Source organism: Melghirimyces algeriensis (assembly GCF_900182565.1).
GTDB classification, from domain to species: Bacteria; Bacillota; Bacilli; order Thermoactinomycetales; family DSM-45169; genus Melghirimyces; species Melghirimyces algeriensis.
In genome coordinates this window covers 1-17,870 of the sequence record NZ_FXTI01000003.1, presented here as the reverse complement: position 1 = coordinate 17,870, position 17,870 = coordinate 1, and the positions used below count along the sequence as shown (strand labels likewise).

The following is a 17,870-nucleotide window of genomic DNA, read 5'->3' as shown; positions in this document are numbered from 1 at the left end:
GTTTTATCCTCTTAAAAGGAATGCCGAACAACTACGGTCGTTCGACGGATAATCCGTAGCCGTATTGCACTTAAAGTGTTTACTTGTTATTTTAAGGGGTAGAATCAATCACAACAATATATATTTTAGATAAAAACGATCTCATATTGAGATTGATTCCGTATGGAGGCAATAATATGGAGCTGAGACAGATTCAATATTTCATTGAAGTGGCCAAACGGGAACATGTTACCGAAGCGGCAAATGCCCTTCATGTAGCCCAATCAGCGGTCAGCCGTCAAATCGCCAATCTGGAATCAGAACTGGGCATTCAACTGTTTGTCAGAGAAGGAAGGAATGTAAGATTGACTCCGCTTGGAAAAATTTTCATGGAACATGCTGAGAAATCACTTATGGAGATTGAAAAGGCCAAAGTGGAGATTGAAGAGTTTTTGGATCCGGAACGGGGAACCATCCGACTTGGCTTTCCCAGCAGTATGGCCTCCCATATTTTGCCGCGCGTGATTTCAGCGTTTCGGATGAAATACCCCAACATCGGCTTTCAACTACGTCAGGGTTCCGTCCGGCAATTAACCAATTGGCTGGTTCGGGGAGAGGTGGAACTATCCTTGATTGCTCCTGTTCCAACGGATGAAAAAGATTATCAAGGGGAGATCTTTTTTTCAGAAAAGCTGATTGCCCTGCTCCCATCCAATCATGAATTTTCCGATCAACCTGCCTTGCGTCTCGATCAACTGAGAAAGCACTCATTTGTTCTGTTTCCATCCGGGTTTGTTTTAAATCAGATTGTGGTGGAAGCCTGCCAGCAGATGGGGTTTACGCCGAAAGTTTCTTTTGAAGGGGAAGATATCGATGCCATTAAGGGATTGGTCGCCGCCGGTTTGGGCGTTACCCTTCTCCCGGAAATTACCCTCATGGAAAGCATTCCGAGGGCCACGGTAAAAATTCCGATCAGTGAACCGCAACTGACCCGTACTGTGGGCATGATTATACCCAACAATCGGGAACTGCCTCCGTCAGAAAAACTTTTCTATGAATTCATCAAAGAATTTTTCGCCAACCTGGATCGATTCCGAAGTTAGACATAACAAAATCCCAAAACGGACGATCCATGATCCAGCCGTTTTGGGATAAGCAAATTCCAGTATACTTCCCTTACAAAGTAGAGGATTGCGGGTGATAAAGCTCTCTCAACTTTGGCTTTTCCACCTTGCCGAGCGGATTTCTGGGCAATTCGTCCACAAAGAGCACATCCGCCAGCTTATGCTTTTCCAATCGGTTATGGGCATATTGGAGAACCTGTTCACGGGTAACTCCTTCCGACTTTTTGACAACAAATGCACAGGGCAATTCTCCCCACCGATCATGGCGAACCCCCACCACAGAAACATCAGCAATCTCATCCATCTTTTTCAGGACTTTTTCCACCTCGCTTGGATAGATCGCATCCAATCCGCTGAAGAAGATGACATCCTTATAACGATCCACGATATAAACAAACCCTTCTTCATCCATCCGAACAGCATCCCCAGTCAGAAACCAACCATTGTGAAAGGCTTTTTCCGTCGCTTCAGGGTTTCGCCAATACTCTTTAAACAGCATGGGACCACGAATCGCCAGTTCTCCGATCTCTCCTGTCGGAACTTCTTCCCTTGTATTGGGATCAAGCACCTTCATCTCATTTAAGAACGGCTTGCCCACAGAATCACATGTATGATAGCCCATACTTACATTCCAATATGTTCCCGTTGAAGTGCTTTCCGTTAATCCATACCCTTGTACAATGTTGTAACCCAATGATGCATAATCCCGCACCAAGGAAGGAGAAAGAATGGAACCCCCTGTAACGATTCGTTGAAGAGAACTGAGCACCTTGTTCTTTTGATAGATCATCGGCAACATCAGATTTAACAGAGCCGGAGGCAGGAAGGTGGACTGAACCTTCTCTCTTTCTATCGTTTCCAACAACAAGTCCGGTTCCAGCTGAGGGAGAAAAATATATGTAAGTCCGCTTAATGCCTGATAACCCAACATGCTGTTTCCCGATGCGTGAAACAATGGGGTTGCATATAACATACGAAATCCAGTCTGACGGTTTTCCATCGCAAATCCGTTAAAAATCCCCGCTGCATAAAAATTGTTATGTGTAAGAACCACACCTTTCGGTCTTCCTGTGGTACCAGAAGTAAAGGTGATTCCCACCGGATCTTCACCTTTTACGTCAACATCGGGGTCAGTAGAAGGATAAGATTGTAGCTCCGCTTCAAAGTCAGCATGGAAGTCATAAAAAAAAGAAGTCTGAACCGTCGGTAGAGACTCAGCAAGATCCAAAGAGGTGATCAATTCCTTAAAGGGTTCATCATAAAAAATCATCTTGGGCTCTGTATGTTCAATACACCATTGAATCACTTCCGGACTGGAACGCCAGTTCAGAGGAACGGAAATCGCCCCCATCTTGGCAGCCCCCATATATAAAAGGGGAAATAAGATATTCGTCTCGGAACACAAAGCGATCCGATCCCCTTTTTGTACTCCCCGATCCAGCAAATAGTGAGCCACCTGATTGGTCCATTGATCATACTCATAGTAAGTCACCCGACGCTTCGGACCGACCAATGCCTCCAAAGCAGGATTAAACCTTGCTCTGCGCTGTAACATTTTCCCTATGGTCATTTCAATCGGATACACATCCATTTACCTCTTACTCCATTTCTATCATATCTCTTATCATTTTACTAAATATTGTATATAAAAGAAATAATATTTGCATATTTCCTACTAAATGTTTTCGTTTCACCTCCATATAGCTTCTCATTTCGATATAAACATGGTAAAGTCCAATTGAACATAATTTTATATATAAAATACATATTGAATTTGGAGGGATTGTTGGTGAGCTTTCGTCTTCCTCAGGATTGGGAACATGTGCTATCCCATGAGTTAAAACAGCCGTACATCCAACAATTGACAGAATTTCTGGAAATGGAACGAAAACAGTATACCATTTATCCATCCGAAGCGGATCTCTTCTCTGCGCTGGAACTGACACCCTACTCCCAGGTCAAAGTTCTTTTGTTGGGTCAGGACCCGTATCACAATGAAAATCAGGCTCATGGGCTTTCTTTCTCCGTGCGTAATGGTGTTTCCATCCCTCCTTCACTGCGAAATATATTTAAAGAGTTGCAAGACGATTTGGGATATGACCCACCCAATCATGGATACCTGGAGCATTGGGCTCGTCAGGGCATTTTGTTGCTGAATGCTGTACTTACTGTACGGGCCCATCAAGCCAATTCTCACAAAAACAAAGGCTGGGAAACATTTACGGACTCCGTGATCCGTAAGGTAAATGAAAAAGAAACACCTGTCGTTTTTGTTCTGTGGGGAAACTATGCCAAAAAGAAAAAGAAATTGATCGATTTAAAGCGGCATATGGTGATTGAATCCGCTCATCCTTCTCCGCTGTCCGCCAAGCGAGGCTTTTTCGGCAGCCGCCCCTTCTCTTCCATTAACCGTCTCTTGAAGGAAGCGGGTCACTCCGAAATTGACTGGAAGATTCCTGATGTTTAAGTGAGGGTCTAACGATATCATACAGAAGGAGAAATAGAAGCATGGAGCCTGTCATCGTTCACCCTTGGAACGTACAAGAGGAAGAGGCTTTAGCGATGCAACACCAGTTGGCATCCCAGGTGATTCAGACCGATCAGATGGATACCGTGCAAATGGTTGCGGGAGTTGACGTTGCCTATCATCCCCGATTGGACAAACAGTTTGCTGCGGTAGTGATATTGGATGCAGAGTCACTGGACGTTGTTGAATCCGTTGTCGCAGAAGACACCGCTTCCTTTCCATATATTCCCGGTCTGTTTTCTTTTAGAGAAATCCCTCCCATCATCAAGGCCTTTAAACAATTAAAGACGACACCGGATCTTCTGGTTTGTGATGGGCAAGGAATGGCACACCCCAGACGCTTCGGTTTAGCGAGTCATTTGGGTGTCTTATATGATCTCCCCACCATTGGTTGTGGAAAAACCCGGTTCATTGGAGACGCAAAGGAGCCGGATGATCCCAGGGGAGCATTTACCCCCTTAATCGACCAGGGAGAAGTCGTTGGCCATGTTTTACGCACTCAGAATCACACGAAACCCGTCTATGTCTCCATCGGCCATCGCATCTCACTGTTTACGGCTTGTGATTGGGTGTTAAAACTTTCTCCCCGATATCGGCTTCCCGAAACGACAAGACAAGCGGATCAAAGGGTACGAAAAGCCTTGACTGCATCTTTGCAATAACCATTTCTCTGACCCCAACAATTTTTGTTTGACATTTTCATTTATCTGGGTGCATAATAATACACAATTAAATCCGAGTAAGAGAAAACGCGATGATGAAGGCCAGTAAGATTGGCTTACCGCCCAGAGAGCAACATCCAGAGGCTGTAAGATGTTGCCGGGATGCCCATCTGAACCCACCTTCTGATGCGGACAGCGACAAGCTGGACCGGTTTCCCGACCGTTACCTTCGGAAACAGGCTGTGGTTGACACCACAGCTGTCAGAGGTGGACTTCAGATGTCAACCAAGGTGGTACCGCGGAAGAACACTCCCTTTCGTCCTTGAACGAAGGGGAGTGTTTGTCTTTTGTATGGAGGAGTGGATATGAAAAAAAAGACCCTGATCGTTAAAATCGGAACGTCTTCATTGACGGATGATTCTGGAAAACTGGATCAAAATCAACTCAGCCACCATGTCGAATCGATTCACCGACTTAAACACTCCGGATACCAGGTGGTATTGGTCTCATCGGGAGCCGTTGCCGCAGGATTTCATGAACTGGGCTTTACTTGCCGACCGCAAACGCTGGTCGGAAAACAAGCGGCTGCCGCAGTCGGTCAAGGTCACTTGGTACAACGATATCGGGAGGAATTTGCCCGCAGAAATGAATCCTGTGCCCAGGTCCTGTTGACACGGAGCGATTTTGAACACCGCTCCCGGTATTTAAACGCATTAAATACCCTGAACTGCCTTTTAAATCAAGGAATCATTCCCATCATCAATGAAAATGACTCCGTTGCAGTGGATGAGATCCGTTGGGGAGATAATGATACGCTGGCCGCCTTGGTTGCCGGATTGCTGCAAGCAGACTGGCTCATCCTGATTACAAATACCGACGGTCTCTACACCGCCAACCCATTGGATCACCCTCGTGCAAAAAAAATTGAACGCATTAAACAATGGGATCAGTCGTTGTTTCACATGGCATCCACAGGCAAATCTCCACTGGGCAGCGGCGGGATGCAGTCCAAGCTGCTGGCTGCAAAAAAGGCTTCCGAAACAGGAATACGGGTTTATATCGGCTCTGCCGGAACCCACCCTGATTGGATGCTTCACGTGCTTATTGATAAGGGATCTGGTACTTATATGGATGCTCAACCCCGCCGATTCAGTCGAAAAGAACAATGGATTGCCGCCTGCTCCCGCCCCCAAGGTCTGCTAACTGTGGATGAGGGTGCTGCACAAGCCTTGTTATCAGGAGGGAAAAGTCTTCTCCCTTGTGGCATTACAGAAGTAACTGGTACATTTGAGGCTGGAGAGATTGTAGAAGTGATCCGACCGGGAAATCTTCCCCTGGGACGCGGGCTTTGCCGGTACTCTGCCACCCTCCTCCATCAGGTCAAAGGCTGGCATACACAAGAGGTCACCCGCTTATCGCCTCATCATCCGGAAGAGGTGATCCACCGAAATGACTGGGTTCCCGCCTCAGTTATACCATGACAAAGAAAGGAGACCCGCGATGAGTGATGTTCAACAACAGGCACAAGCCGCTCGCAAAGCGTCTAAAAAACTGGTAACCGCCACCGAGGATCAAAAAAACCATGCACTTCAAGCCATTGCTCAGGCATTGAGAAAAGAAAAAGCGTCCATTCTCAAACAAAATCAGAAAGATTTGGACCAGGCTGAAAAAGGGCAATATTCCCGCGCATTGCTGGACCGTCTGAAACTGACAGAAGAACGGCTGGAAGAGATGGCATCGGGCTTGGAAGAACTGATCACCCTGTCTGACCCTGTTGGTGAAGTGATGGAGACCCGGATCCAGAATGGGTTGCGTATTGAACAGACCCGGACTCCATTGGGAGTCATCGGAATGATCTATGAAGCTCGTCCCAATGTAACGGTGGATTCTACCGGGCTTGCTTTAAAAACCGGAAATGCCATCCTCCTTCGTGGCAGTTCCTCCGCTCTTCATTCCAATTCCATTTTGGCTGAGATCATTCAACAGGCTTTGGAAACCACTTCCCTGCCACCGGAGGCAGTACAGTTGGTGAAAGATCCCGACCGTACATCCGTTCGGGAATTGCTCACCATGAACCATTTGATCGATGTCATCATCCCCAGAGGTGGAGCCGCTCTCATCCAACGGGTGGTTCAGGAATCCACTGTCCCTGTGTTGGAAACAGGTGTGGGCAACTGTCACATCTACATCGATTTATCGGCTGATCCCGTAATGGCACACCGTATTGTAATAAACGGCAAAACTAGCCGCCCGGCGGTCTGCAATGCAACAGAAACCCTTCTCGTTCACCGGGATTGGGCAGAAAAGCATCTGACTGGGCTGTCCGAGGAACTGAACAAGCATGGAGTGGAAATCCGGGGTTGTTCCCACACCCAACAGCTGATCCCACAATGTATCCCTGCTGTCCCTGCCGATTGGGAAACGGAGTACCTGGATTTAATCCTGGCAGTAAAAATCGTTGATTCTCTTGAAGAAGCGATCGATCATATCCACCGATACGGCACCGGTCATTCCGAAGCCATCCTGACGGAAAACGATGATACCGCCCATCGTTTTATGCAGGGAGTGGACGCCGCCGCCGTCTATCATAACGCCTCCACCCGTTTCACAGATGGCTCCCAATTCGGTTTTGGTGCAGAAATCGGCATCAGTACCCAAAAACTGCACGCCCGTGGTCCGATGGGGTTGCGGGAGCTCACCTCCTATAAATACTGCATCTCAGGCTCTGGACAGATCCGTTAACATTCAAAAAACCCGGTACTCAACTGTTGGTTGAAGACCGGGTTTTATCTATACATTAAAACACCAAAACCAATGTTCCTACAATGGCACAATAAACGGAGAAAATGATCAGATTACCATGTCGCATCACATTCATAAACCATTTCAGAGAAAAGTAGGACGTAATCAGCGAAGCAAAAAATGCAACTGCATAGGAAAGAAGCATATCGGTACTGCTGATCACTTGCATAATTCCTTCGCTCTCCAGCACCACTCCGCCCAGGCTAACCGGGATAAAGAGCATAAAGGAAAAACGTAACGCCGTATCCTGTTTCAATCCAGCAAGCATCCCTGCCACAATGGTGGAACCGGAACGGCTGATCCCCGGAATCAGGGCGATCGCCTGAGCAAAACCGATAATCAACGCTTCACGGATGGTCAGATCCCCATCATTTTTTGCACCTTTCAAGTTTCGGATGACCCAGAGGGCAAAAGCCGTCACCAACAGGGCTCCTCCGATCACTTTCACTCCTGTCAGGTGCTCTTCCAGCACATCGCTAAACAGAACACCCAACACGCCAGCTGGAATGGTTCCCAGCAAAATGAAGAGGACAAACTTGAAGTCGGACTGATATTCATCCGACCGGTCTTTCAGGTATAAAGCGGAGTTTTTTGCCAACCGGAACAGGTCATCCCGGTAAATCAACAAGACCGCCAACAGGGAAGCAAAGTTCACCATCACCGCAAATCCCAACTGTTTGTCTTCCTCAAGTCCTACTCCAAAGTAATGGGACAACATCAAGAGATGGCCGCTGGAGGAAACCGGAATCGGCTCCGTCAGTCCCTGAATCAGTCCTAAGAAGAAAAATTTGATCGTTTCCAGGTCCATATGATCCTCCTTCAAACGTCTTCAAAAATAATAGATAAGAATAACATACAATAAGAGAATCACATGAACAATACAACTTTCCTTTTATTTTGGAGAGAAATTATTGTGAAAAATCGATAGTAACATACTTATAAATCACTGAAAAAGCTCATAACGTCATTTTTTTCTTTGACCCCAGACCCTTTTAAATAATGGAAAAAATCGTTTGCTCTCTTTCGGTTTCCCTGATCCATCGAAACATAACACTCTAAAAAATAATGGATTAACTCATCATCGACCGCATCTACATTTTCTATCAGAGCGGGCAGAAACCTTTCTCCCTCGTAGACATAAGCCTGATAATCAACGAATGATACTGCGGAAACAATACACTCCCATGTTGTTTCATTCGTTTGATCTTCATCCATTTGCATTTGCATAAACAGCCCGCCGAATTCCGTTCCATCATCCAACAACGTATAGATTTCATCTCCCGAAACCTGCTTCGTTTCAAACCATTCCCAACATAAATCCAATGCTTGGCGAGCATCTAGATAAAACTCACTTTTATGCAGAAAGGGAATGACGGTTTCACTCAGACCTAAATAAAAAGCCACCTGTTTGTCCGTTCCTATGTTTTTCCATTCGATCAATGTAGCACCTCAAAGAAAATTTAAAATCGAATACGGTCTTGGTAACGTTCCATTAATTTTTTGTTATATAAATCGGCGCCTTCTACATTACCGCTCCTAAAAACCGGCGGTTCGATCCCCTCTTCCACCAGAAGGCGAACCGTTTTGGCCAGTATGCCGTTCCATAGAGCGGTTCCCAGCACGGTGGAGCCAGGGGCAAACGGCACAGCCGTCTCTTCCATGGATAAAAGCGCATCTCCCATAGGGATGCAGTTATCGATGACCAAATCCACACTCTCCATTAACAAAGCACCACTGGAGTGACGGGACGGGAGATTTGAATAGTCTTTGGCGGTCACACCGATGACAAACGCACCCTGTTTCTTCCCAAACCGGGCCACATCCACAGAAACCGGATTGCGGCCTGATGTGGAAAAAATAAACAGGACTTCACCCGGTCGAATATCCTGATCAGACAGAAAAGAGGCGGCATACCCCTCTTGCCGTTCGTAGATGGAACAGCGATGTCCCCCCTTGGAAAGCTGAAGGTCTTCTGCCACGATCAGGCGCACCGGCGCCAAACCACCCGCCCGGTAATATCCCTCCTGTGCAATGAGATAGGAATGGCCGCTTCCAAACAGATGCAGGATTCCTCCCTCCTTGATACAACGAGCGCATTCAGAGGCCGCCTTGTTGATCTGGTCGCCCTGCTCCTCTTCCAGTTGACGCAACCGTTTTCCAACTTCAAAAAAATATCGTTCAAACACCCTCCCATCCCTCCTCTTATTCCCATGCAAACCCTATCGCCGAATCACTGTGACAAATTTATACCGATCCGCTCGATAAGCCGACTTGACTGTTTCCACCGGTGTTCCGTCTTTTAGAAACGTATCCCGTTGCATCAGCAAAATGGGTGATCCGGATGGAATATCGAGGTAATGGCTTTCCGTCTCACTTGCAGTTACGGATTCAATCACCTGATTGGAATAGTCGATTGCAATGGAAAGGTGTTCTTCTAAATAATTGTAAATGGAACCCGTTGCAATCTCCGGTGTAAGACCGGGAACCAAATTGGCCGGAATATGGGTGGTCTCCAACGCCATCGGCTCTCCATCAGCCATGCGTATACGTTTGATGTGATAAACCGGATCATGTTTTGGAATGGAAAGCGTTTGAGCAATGGATTCAACAGCTGGAACAATTTCAAAATGAAGCAGTTTGCTGCTCGGTTTTCTTCCCCTGGCCTTCATATCTTCCGTAAAGCTGGTCAATCCCTGCAGTTGCTGTTCCATTTTCCTTTCTGAAACAAATGTTCCTCTTCCTTTTTCACGTCTTAGATATCCCGCTTTCGCCAGGTTATTAATTGCCTGGCGTACGGTCATTCGGCTGATACCATGTCGTTCACAGAATTCCCGTTCAGAGGGAAGAGTGTCCCCTGGACCTAATATTCCACTTTCGATCTGCTCCCGGATTTGTTCTTCCAGTTGTGCATAGATCGGTAGAGGGGAATTTTTATTAATCATCTGCGGATGACTCCTTTCAGGACGGAATCAGAGAAGATTTGGAAAGGGCCTCCTTATCCGCTACAATTGTAACACAAGGATGATCCAAAAGGGCCGAGGCAGGAAGGCTGAAACGTTTCTGTCCGTTCAGCAAACCCTGGAGGGCATCCGCTTTATCCTCTCCGGAAGCCAACAACAGGATCTCCCTGCTTTCCAAAATCGTGGCAATTCCCATGGAAATGGCCTGGGTTGGCACTTCATCCATCGAGGAAAAATAGCGGGCGTTGGCCTGTCGTGTTGAGAGACTGAGATTGGCGATATGAGTACGCATATCAAAAGGAGTTCCAGGCTCATTAAAACCGATGTGACCATTCCGTCCAATCCCCAGGAGCTGTACATCGATTCCCCCAATTTCCCGAATCCGCTCTTCATATCGATCGCATTCCGCTTTGAGATCCTCTGCGTTGCCATTGGGTAGATGGGTATTTCTTCTGTCAATATCCACCTTTCCAAATAGATGGGCTTCCATATAGTACCGATAGCTGCATGGGTGATGTTCCGACAAACCGACATATTCATCCAGGTTCACGGTCGTTATGTTTTGATACGAGGTTCCATTCATCTGATGGTCTTGAACCAGCCTCCGATACGTACCGATCGGGGTTCCGCCTGTCGCCAATCCCAGATTCATAGCGGGAAAGCGACGGATTTTACCAATCAATATTTCTGCCGCTTTTTGGCTCATATCCTCATAGTTTTCAACTTGAATCACGTTCATGAAACGCTCTCTCCTATTTCTGGTATGCAAGTTGTCCGCGACAATACGTCATGGCCACTTCATGATCGGGATTCAAAATCACCAGGTCTGCATCTTTTCCTGGAGCAATGCTTCCCTTTCGATCAAAAACGCCCAGTTGACGGGCGGGATTGGAAGATGTCATATAGACCAGGTCTTCCATCGTGCATCCGGTGGACCGCATCATATTTTGCAAGGCATGACCCATTTTCAAAATACTGCCGGCCAGGGTTCCATCGGACAGTGTCGCTTTTTCTCCTTTCACTGTCACCGATTGTCCACCCAAATCATAGGTTCCATTTCTCAAACATTTCGCTCGGATGGCATCCGTGATCAGAATCAAGCGCTCCTTCGTCTTCATCCGAAAAGCCAATTCCAGCATCTCCGGCCGACAATGGATATGATCGGCGATCAGTTCTGCGGTCAGTTCGTTTCGAAGCAAAGCCGCTCCCACAACCCCCGGTTCCCGGTGATGAATCCCGCGCATTCCGTTGTAGAGATGAGTCACATGTGCGGCTCCTTCGCTTATCGCTTGATCCACTTCTTCATATAACGCATCGGAGTGCCCAACGGAGGCAATCACACCCTGATCCCGCAACCAACGGATCATTTGTGCCGCTCCTTCCTTCTCCGGAGCCAGGGTAACGATCCGGATGCATTCATCTGACAGATGATAAAAGCGTTTCAACAGGGAAAGATCAGGAGCCAGAATATGCTCCAATGGTTGTGCACCTGCCCGTTTTTCAGAAATAAAGGGACCTTCCAGATGAACCCCCAACATTTCCGCCATTCCTGAATCCTGCTGATGTTTGCGGTAGTCTGCTGCATTGACAAGGGCTCGCTCAATTTTATCGGGGGCATTCGTAATGGTCGTTCCCAAAAAGGAAGTGGTTCCTTCCTGTGGGAGTGCAGCAGCAATCGTCTCCAACGCTTCCGGGGTAGCATCCATTACATCTGCACCGGCTACCCCATGAATATGGATATCGATCATTCCCGGAATCAAATGATAACCCGGAAGGGACAAAATCTGAGCGTCCATGTGCTGAAAAGAGTCCAGTTTGTCCATGGGGCCAACCGCTTGAATCGCCTTTCCGGCAACAAGCACATATCCCTCTTCGATGACTCCATTTTCCGTATAAACGGTAACATCCCGCAGGATTGTCAGATCGGGTTTCTTTATCATAAAGCATTTCGCTCCTTATCATACCCATTCAAAAATGAGTGTACCATTTATATATATAGATGTCTATACCACTTCAGATATGTCCATTGATCACATTCCAACTGGATTATCACAAAATAACAGCCATACCATACAATATAATACAACAACCTATTTTTATCATGGGTCTTATTGGTATAGACATATATACAAATTCCGTGTTAACATAAAGAAAGCGTTTTCGCCATAATTGTTTTATCGTCGGATGATCCAAGTCATTTTGCAAAGGGGAGAGACAAATGCTTCATTTTTTCCAACGTATCGGAAAATCCTTGATGTTGCCCATCGCGGTAATGCCGGCAGCAGCCTTGCTGCTTCGGCTAGGTCAGAAGGACCTTTTTGACATTCCCTTTATGGCCGAAGCGGGAAACGGAATCTTTGACAACTTGCCGCTGATCTTTGCCATTGGACTAGCCATCGGATTTTCCCGCGATGGAAGTGGTGTTGCCGCTTTAGCGGGTGCCATCGGTTACTTGGTATTGGACCATTCTGTCGTCGCCATCAACAAGGAGATCGATATGGGTGTTTTGGGAGGATTGATTACCGGTCCAATCGCCGGACTTCTTTACAATCGCTTTCATCAGATCAAACTGCCTGACTGGCTGGCGTTCTTTGGAGGACGCCGTTTTGTCCCCATCGTCACTGCTGCAACCATGGTCCTTTTGGGGGGAGTCTTCGGCTTCATCTGGCCACCGATCCAGAGCGCCATTCATTCTCTGGGACAATGGATTATTGATGCAGGAGCCGTCGGGGTTGGAGTGTACGGTTTCCTCAACCGGCTGTTAATCCCTGTAGGATTGCATCATGTACTAAACTCCTTGGTCTGGTTTGTCTTTGGAGAATATGAAGGAGCCACCGGAGATTTGCATCGCTTTTTCGCTGGAGACCCGTCTGCCGGAATCTTTATGGCTGGATTCTTTCCAGTGATGATGTTTGGAATGCCGGCCGCTGCCCTCGCCATGATTTTGACTGCACGAAAAAGCCGCCGCGCACAAGTGGCCGGTATGATGGGAAGTATCGCTTTGACCTCCTTTGTAACCGGAATTACGGAACCGATTGAGTTTTCCTTTATGTTCCTCTCACCTCTCCTATACGGAATCCACGCCTTATTAACCGCCAGCTCCATGGTGGTCGCCTATGTGATGGACATCCATCATGGATTTGGATTTTCCGCTGGGGCGATTGACTTTTTCCTCAACCTCGGTCTGGCCAAAGGAGCATGGTCGCTTCTCGGTGTGGGTCTGGTGTATGGGGTAATCTACTTTGCCGTCTTTTATCTGCTCATCAAAAAACTCAACCTGAAAACCCCTGGACGGGAGGATGAAGAAGCTACACCAGAGGATACAAAAGACTCAAACGAATCCAGCAATGACCAACGGGCCACACTGATTCTGCAGGACCTGGGCGGTGATGGGAATATCGCTTCCCTCGAATACTGTGCCACACGACTTCGCCTTCAGGTCCACGATATGGAAAAAGTGGACGAAGCGGGTTTGAAGAAGCACGGAGCCAAAGGGGTTATACGTACAGGAAAATCGGGTCTTCAAGTGATTATCGGTACAGATGTGGAGTTTGTCGCCAACTCGATTCAACATTTAAGAGAACAAAACGGCTCTCATTCTGATTAAGAACAAACCGAAAAATAAAAGGAGGCGATTTCCGATCCAGCATCCTTTTTCGATTCACCCAGCGGATAACCTGTTTTGTCCGCTGGGTGGGATCGGAGGGGGTAAAGCGGACTCTTTCCACTTCGTTGCTGGAGGAAAGAGATACGGAAACGGAAATCCCCCTCCTATTTTCTTTATCAGCGGTCTTTCTGACTCCGAAAAGGAGTCATTTTTTTATTTATATTCGCTTGATGCTGGAAAACCGTTGACACTTTGGGCCGATTTCACAGCTCGAACAACCGCCTCAGCCAATACCTCCGCAGAAAGCGCCCCAATCACATCCACAGAAGCCTCCCGTTGGCCCGTTGCCAGAGAAAATACCGTATCCCCATCATTCATCGTATGAATGGGTACAATCGTCCGGGCCAAACCATCATGGGCCATTTGCGCCGCCTTGTTGGCCTCTGCTTTGGTCAATTTTGCGTTGTTTGCGACGACTGCTAGGGTTGTATTGGTTTGGAAAGCCTGATTTCGCGGATCGGTCTTTTCCATCCTTTCAAAATAATCCAGGAACCCCCCTTGTCCATCCCGTGCTCCCGCCAATCTCTTCCCGGTATGAGGATCTCGCACCTCCCCGACAGCGTTTACCGCCACTACAGCCCCGACAATCACCCCATTCTTTAACCGCCGGGAAGCAGAACCCAGTCCACTCTTCATGGCAAACTTCATTCCGCTAAACTTCCCCACAGTGGCTCCACACCCCGCTCCCACATTTCCTTCCTGTACCGGTTGGTCCGTTGCCCGTTTGGCTGCTTGATACCCCATGGCCTGATCCGGCCGAACATCCGCAGAACCCACCGTCAGATCGAATAACACCGCAGCGGGAACAATGGGAACCACCCCGACACCGACATCAAATCCCTGCTTTTCTTCCTCCAAAGCCTGCATCACACCGGATGCCGCGTCCAGACCAAAGGCGCTTCCTCCTGCCAAACAGACAGCATGAACCTCTCCCACCAGATTCATCGGATGCAAAAGATCCGTTTCCCTTGTACCGGGCGCCGCTCCCCGTACATCCACGCCTGCAACCGCACCGTCCGGGACGCGAACCACCGTACATCCGGTCAACGCTTTCAAATCCTCGGCTTGTCCCACCTCGACCCCAGGTACATCTGTGATGCTCCCGTTCATGATTTCATCTCCCTTTCCCCATTCGTTTCTGCTATATACAGGTTCGCCATCAAAAATACAAATCCCACCCCTCTTCACACTTTTTCTGGTTGTCAAATCCTTTGATTTATCATATAATGCCATTATCGATATATGAGCAAGTGATCATATATAGAATTTGGTGAGTCGAAAGGGGCACCATTCATGAATGAACCAAAAGATAAACAGGAATCAACCACCTATGAACCATTGGATGATGAAACCCTTTTTATTGTCGCACAAACCTTTAAGGCTTTAGCGGACCCGACACGGGTTCGGATTCTTCACTTGCTGGCTGATCAAGAACTTTCGGTCTCCCAAATTTCCGAAACGCTGCATCTGTCTCAATCCGCAGTGTCGCACCAATTGCGTTTTCTCAAAAACCTTCGTTTGGTCAAATTCCGTCGGGATGGAACCACTATTTATTACTCACCGGAAGACCAGCACGTGATGACACTCCTGAGACAGACGATCCACCATGCCCAGCATGATTAAGGAAAAGGAGACGATTCACTGTGAACGAATACCGACTAAAGGGCTTATCCTGTCCGGACTGTGCCTCAAATCTGGAAAAGCAAATCCGGCACCTTCCGCATGCTGCCACTGCCCGCCTGCTGTTTTCCAGCAGTAAACTCATCATTGATGAACAAGTGGATCTCAACCAAGTGCAAAAGATATTGGACAGCGATGGCGTAACCGTTGAAAACCAGACAACCTCCTCCGACTCCCCAGCCAATCCACATAAGGGAGGAGGATTGGGGATCAAATTTGTCCTCATCCTTTCAACAGCATTCTACCTGGGCGGTATTTTCCTGGAAGAACGGTTGCCTCCAGCGGTCGGCGTCAGTCTTTACCTGGTCGCCATGATCCTCAGTGGACGACAAACCTTTATCCGCGGTTTCAAAAACCTGTTCCGACTGCGATTTAATATGGACACCCTGATGACCATCGCCCTGATCGGTGCCGTTTCGATCGGTGAGTGGAAAGAAGGCACCCTTGTCGCCATTCTGTTTGGTCTCAACGAATACCTAGAAGGACTGGGAATGGAAAAGGCGCGCCATTCCATGGAGAAATTGCTGAAAGCAACACCGCAACAAGCCACCGTTATTGAAGAGGGATCGGAACGCACCATTTCGATTGATGAACTGCGTGCCGGTGATTTGGTTCTGGTCCGTCCCGGAGAAAAAATCCCTTCGGACGGCGTGGTGGAAGCCGGACAAAGCTCCGTCAATGAAGCGGCCATCACAGGAGAATCCTTACCTGTGGAAAAAGAACAGGGAAGCCAAGTCTACGGTGGAAGCATCAATCATGAAGGACTTTTGAAAGTTCGGATGGACCGCGCCTACGAAGATTCTGCCTTGGCCAAAATCCTGCATCTCGTCCAGGAAGCCCAGGAGGCCAAAACGCCCACAGAACAGTTTATCAATCGGTTTTCCCGCTATTACACCCCTTTGATCATGCTGATTTCAGCGTTCGTCATCACTTTGCCCCCTCTTTTGCTGGAGCAAAGTTGGACCGCGTCCCTCTATCAAGGTCTGGCGGTTCTCATTGTCGGTTGCCCTTGCGCACTGATCCTGTCTTCGCCAATTGCCAACATTTCCGGAATCACCCGTAATGCCCGAAACGGCATCCTGGTCAAAGGCTCCGTTTTTCTGGAAATGATGGGACAACTGAAAGCCATCGCCTTTGACAAAACTGGCACACTGACCAAAGGACATCCCTATGTAACAGAAGTCGTCGAATATGATCCTCTCTTTCTGAAGGTTGCAGGAGCGGTTGAAAAAAACTCCAGCCATCCTTTGGCACGCGCCATTATGCAAAAGGTAGAGGAATTGGGGGTGCAATTCCCGGAAGCGGAAGACCTGCAAACGGAAGCCGGTCGGGGGGTTACCGCAACCGTCGACGGCCAAAAATACCGAGTGGGCAGCGAAGCCATACTGCCGTCCCATTTATTGCAAACCCAATCTGTCCAACAGGATATTCAACGGTTGAAAGATCAAGGAGCCACTTTGGTCATCATTGCAGATGACAAACAGGTCCTGGGAATATTCGGGCTGGAAGACGAAATCCGCCATGAAAGTGCTGAAGTGATTCAGGCATTGCACCAGACCGGGATTGCAGAAACGGTGATGTTAACGGGGGATCATCCGGCCACTGCGGAAAAGGTGGCGCATCAGGTAGGGGTCAGCCGTGTCCACGCTGGACTTCTGCCGGAAGAGAAAGTGGAAAAGGTGAAAGAATATGCTTCCCGTGGAAAGGTTGCCATGATCGGAGACGGAATCAATGATGCTCCTGCATTGGCCACTGCCGACCTCGGCATTGCCATGGGCAAAGGAACCGACAGTGCCATTGAGACAGCGGATATCGTTTTAATGCAGGACCACCTGGAAAAGCTGCCGGAAGCGGTTCGGATCGCCAAACGGGTAAACCGGATCATTCGGCTAAACATTGTGCTGGCTCTCAGCCTGAAGCTGATCGCTCTTCTTCTGACCATCCCTGGCTGGCTAACCTTATGGATTGCCATTTTATCCGACATGGGTGCAACCATTCTTGTCACCCTGATCAGCCTAAGCATTCTCTGGCAACGTCCGCAAAAGAACGCACCATCCGTCCAAAGCATAACCATTTGACACTCCCCATGCCTGAAGGCAGGGGATTCTTGGGAGCTCCCGTCTACTGATAGGATCATATCCAAGCTTAAACGGTCTGCCCGACCGCAAGTACTCGAAGTCCTTCTTGCAAGATGTTTTTGGATGCATTGATGTCTCGGTCATGGTGAGAGCCGCACGTAGGGCATGTCCATGCCCGAAGGTGGAGGTTCTTTACATCCTTGTTTCGGTAGCCACAGGAAGAGCAAAGCTGACTGGAAGGGAACTGTTTCCCCACTTTCACCACGTTTCTTCCATGCCAGGCTGCCTTGTAGGTCAGCATCGCGACAAACTCCGACCACGAGGCATCCGTGATCGATTTGGCTAGCTTGTGGTTTTTCACCATATGCTTTACTTGGAGGTCTTCGATACA

18 protein-coding genes are annotated in these 17,870 nt (G+C 48.1%); 9 read left to right on the top strand and 9 right to left on the bottom strand.

Annotated elements, in window-relative coordinates:
- Positions 1-176: 176 nt before the first annotated feature.
- A complete protein-coding gene (gltC, locus tag FN782_RS05525; RefSeq protein ID WP_142504798.1) occupies positions 177-1,082 on the top strand; it encodes a glutamate biosynthesis transcriptional regulator GltC in 906 nt (301 codons plus the stop codon).
- A 73-nt stretch (positions 1,083-1,155) separates the two neighbouring features.
- On the opposite strand, the gene FN782_RS05520 is transcribed toward gltC, so the two are convergent.
- Entirely contained in the window at positions 1,156-2,694 is a 1,539-nt protein-coding gene (locus tag FN782_RS05520; RefSeq protein ID WP_142504797.1) for a class I adenylate-forming enzyme family protein, read from the bottom strand.
- Between the two features lie 198 nt (positions 2,695-2,892).
- Between FN782_RS05520 and FN782_RS05515 the strand changes: the two genes are divergently transcribed.
- The 5 genes from FN782_RS05515 (at position 2,893) to FN782_RS05495 (ending at position 7,034) form a co-directional block, all read left to right on the top strand.
- Positions 2,893-3,570, top strand: a complete 678-nt coding sequence (locus FN782_RS05515; RefSeq protein WP_142504796.1) for a uracil-DNA glycosylase — start codon at positions 2,893-2,895, stop codon at positions 3,568-3,570.
- Between the two features lie 41 nt (positions 3,571-3,611).
- A complete protein-coding gene (gene nfi / locus FN782_RS05510; protein WP_142504795.1) occupies positions 3,612-4,292 on the top strand; it encodes a deoxyribonuclease V in 681 nt (226 codons plus the stop codon).
- Positions 4,293-4,384: 92 nt separating this feature from the next.
- Positions 4,385-4,618, top strand: coding sequence for a hypothetical protein (locus FN782_RS05505; RefSeq protein ID WP_142504794.1), 234 nt, complete (start codon positions 4,385-4,387; stop codon positions 4,616-4,618).
- A 39-nt stretch (positions 4,619-4,657) separates the two neighbouring features.
- Entirely contained in the window at positions 4,658-5,773 is a 1,116-nt protein-coding gene (gene proB / locus FN782_RS05500) for a glutamate 5-kinase (RefSeq protein WP_142504793.1), read from the top strand.
- 19 nt (positions 5,774-5,792) lie between these two features.
- Entirely contained in the window at positions 5,793-7,034 is a 1,242-nt protein-coding gene (locus FN782_RS05495; protein ID WP_142504792.1) for a glutamate-5-semialdehyde dehydrogenase, read from the top strand.
- Positions 7,035-7,089: 55 nt separating this feature from the next.
- On the opposite strand, the gene FN782_RS05490 is transcribed toward FN782_RS05495, so the two are convergent.
- The 6 genes from FN782_RS05490 to nagA all read right to left on the bottom strand — a co-directional run bounded on the left by FN782_RS05490 (position 7,090) and on the right by nagA (position 11,994).
- Positions 7,090-7,902, bottom strand: a complete 813-nt coding sequence (locus FN782_RS05490; RefSeq protein WP_142504791.1) for an undecaprenyl-diphosphate phosphatase — start codon at positions 7,900-7,902, stop codon at positions 7,090-7,092.
- Between the two features lie 128 nt (positions 7,903-8,030).
- A complete protein-coding gene (locus FN782_RS05485) occupies positions 8,031-8,534 on the bottom strand; it encodes an Imm6 family immunity protein (protein ID WP_142504790.1) in 504 nt (167 codons plus the stop codon).
- 20 nt (positions 8,535-8,554) lie between these two features.
- Positions 8,555-9,280, bottom strand: a complete 726-nt coding sequence (locus tag FN782_RS05480; RefSeq protein ID WP_142504789.1) for an SIS domain-containing protein — start codon at positions 9,278-9,280, stop codon at positions 8,555-8,557.
- A 33-nt stretch (positions 9,281-9,313) separates the two neighbouring features.
- Positions 9,314-10,036, bottom strand: coding sequence for a phosphonate metabolism transcriptional regulator PhnF (gene phnF / locus FN782_RS05475; protein WP_142504788.1), 723 nt, complete (start codon positions 10,034-10,036; stop codon positions 9,314-9,316).
- 16 nt (positions 10,037-10,052) lie between these two features.
- On the bottom strand, positions 10,053-10,793 hold the full coding sequence (nagB, locus tag FN782_RS05470) for a glucosamine-6-phosphate deaminase (protein WP_142504787.1): 741 nt from the start codon (positions 10,791-10,793) through the stop codon (positions 10,053-10,055).
- Between the two features lie 13 nt (positions 10,794-10,806).
- Positions 10,807-11,994 carry an N-acetylglucosamine-6-phosphate deacetylase gene (gene nagA / locus FN782_RS05465; protein ID WP_142504786.1) on the bottom strand — a complete coding sequence of 396 codons (1,188 nt, stop codon included), beginning with the start codon at positions 11,992-11,994 and terminating at the stop codon, positions 10,807-10,809.
- 278 nt (positions 11,995-12,272) lie between these two features.
- Between nagA and nagE the strand changes: the two genes are divergently transcribed.
- Entirely contained in the window at positions 12,273-13,661 is a 1,389-nt protein-coding gene (gene nagE / locus FN782_RS05460; RefSeq protein ID WP_142504785.1) for an N-acetylglucosamine-specific PTS transporter subunit IIBC, read from the top strand.
- Between the two features lie 213 nt (positions 13,662-13,874).
- Here the strand turns inward: nagE and FN782_RS05455 are convergent, their stop codons facing one another.
- On the bottom strand, positions 13,875-14,831 hold the full coding sequence (locus FN782_RS05455; RefSeq protein WP_142504784.1) for a P1 family peptidase: 957 nt from the start codon (positions 14,829-14,831) through the stop codon (positions 13,875-13,877).
- A gap of 183 nt (positions 14,832-15,014) precedes the next feature.
- On the opposite strand from FN782_RS05455, the gene FN782_RS05450 reads away from it, so the two are divergent.
- Complete coding sequence (locus FN782_RS05450) at positions 15,015-15,344, top strand: ArsR/SmtB family transcription factor (RefSeq protein ID WP_142504783.1); 330 nt, start codon at positions 15,015-15,017, stop codon at positions 15,342-15,344.
- A gap of 20 nt (positions 15,345-15,364) precedes the next feature.
- The gene (locus FN782_RS05445) at positions 15,365-17,479 is read left to right on the top strand and encodes a heavy metal translocating P-type ATPase (protein ID WP_142504782.1); all 2,115 of its coding nucleotides are present in this window, start codon (positions 15,365-15,367) and stop codon (positions 17,477-17,479) included.
- Between the two features lie 67 nt (positions 17,480-17,546).
- On the opposite strand, the gene FN782_RS05440 is transcribed toward FN782_RS05445, so the two are convergent.
- The coding region (locus FN782_RS05440) for an RNA-guided endonuclease TnpB family protein (RefSeq protein WP_142504781.1) at positions 17,547-17,870 on the bottom strand (324 nt) is incomplete at its 5' end.

What these genes read in the sequence shown, in the direction of transcription:
- nagB (WP_142504787.1), bottom strand. Translation starts at nt 10,793, where the DNA reads ATGAACGTGATTCAAGTTGAAAACTATGAGGATATGAGCCAAAAAGCG.
- FN782_RS05455 (WP_142504784.1), bottom strand. Translation starts at nt 14,831, where the DNA reads ATGAACGGGAGCATCACAGATGTACCTGGGGTCGAGGTGGGACAAGCC.
- FN782_RS05495 (WP_142504792.1), top strand. Translation starts at nt 5,793, where the DNA reads ATGAGTGATGTTCAACAACAGGCACAAGCCGCTCGCAAAGCGTCTAAA.
- proB (WP_142504793.1), top strand. Translation starts at nt 4,658, where the DNA reads ATGAAAAAAAAGACCCTGATCGTTAAAATCGGAACGTCTTCATTGACG.
- FN782_RS05490 (WP_142504791.1), bottom strand. Translation starts at nt 7,902, where the DNA reads ATGGACCTGGAAACGATCAAATTTTTCTTCTTAGGACTGATTCAGGGA.
- gltC (WP_142504798.1), top strand. Translation starts at nt 177, where the DNA reads ATGGAGCTGAGACAGATTCAATATTTCATTGAAGTGGCCAAACGGGAA.
- nagE (WP_142504785.1), top strand. Translation starts at nt 12,273, where the DNA reads ATGCTTCATTTTTTCCAACGTATCGGAAAATCCTTGATGTTGCCCATC.
- nagA (WP_142504786.1), bottom strand. Translation starts at nt 11,994, where the DNA reads ATGATAAAGAAACCCGATCTGACAATCCTGCGGGATGTTACCGTTTAT.
- phnF (WP_142504788.1), bottom strand. Translation starts at nt 10,036, where the DNA reads ATGATTAATAAAAATTCCCCTCTACCGATCTATGCACAACTGGAAGAA.
- FN782_RS05450 (WP_142504783.1), top strand. Translation starts at nt 15,015, where the DNA reads ATGAATGAACCAAAAGATAAACAGGAATCAACCACCTATGAACCATTG.
- nfi (WP_142504795.1), top strand. Translation starts at nt 3,612, where the DNA reads ATGGAGCCTGTCATCGTTCACCCTTGGAACGTACAAGAGGAAGAGGCT.
- FN782_RS05520 (WP_142504797.1), bottom strand. Translation starts at nt 2,694, where the DNA reads ATGGATGTGTATCCGATTGAAATGACCATAGGGAAAATGTTACAGCGC.
- FN782_RS05505 (WP_142504794.1), top strand. Translation starts at nt 4,385, where the DNA reads ATGATGAAGGCCAGTAAGATTGGCTTACCGCCCAGAGAGCAACATCCA.